The organism is Pseudomonas syringae group sp. J309-1, assembly GCF_032582135.1.
Lineage (GTDB): Bacteria > Pseudomonadota > Gammaproteobacteria > Pseudomonadales > Pseudomonadaceae > Aquipseudomonas > Aquipseudomonas quasicaspiana.
On sequence record NZ_JAWHNU010000122.1, the window covers coordinates 327 to 883 of the forward strand.

Sequence of the window (557 nt, forward strand, 5' to 3'; positions counted from 1 at the left end):
CTCCATGACCCCCCCCAGCGCCCCGACGATCCCGACATCAAGCAACACCTGCGGGAACAGATCGACGCTCACATCCGCAGCGCCGCCCGCAGCCTGGAGAATGCGAATGCCGCGTAAAGCCAGCCCCGACCAGGGCGACCTCTTCTTCAGCCCGGTCTATCCCAGCCGCGTAGCCGACCAGAGCATCGACCTCACCGGTTTTCGCGGCAAGCTCAAGCGCGGCATGAGCCGGGCATTGAAAGCCTGCGCTCACGCACGCCCGGACGTCGCCATGCGGATCGCCACGGCGCTTGGCCAAGACAGTTTCTCGCTGGCGACGCTCAACGCCTACACCGCCGAGAGCAACGAAACCCACGATATCAGCCTCGTCCGCTTCAAAGCCTTCGTTCGGGCGACCCGCGCGACATGGTTGTGGGATCTCGTGGTGGCCGACGATGGCTTGACCATGCTGATCGGCGATGAGGCACGCCTCGCCGAGATAGCCCGTGTCCAGCAAGAACGCGCGGCCCTCGATGACAAGCTGAAAGAACTCAAGGCCAAGCCGGTCCACATCCTTC

1 protein-coding gene is annotated in these 557 nt (G+C 64.3%); it reads left to right on the plus strand.

Translation table 11 applies throughout. The annotated features are described in order from the left end of the window. Window positions 1-106: 106 nt before the first annotated feature. On the plus strand, window positions 107-557 hold a 451-nt coding region (locus RX972_RS29020), incomplete at its 3' end, for a hypothetical protein (RefSeq protein ID WP_316880723.1).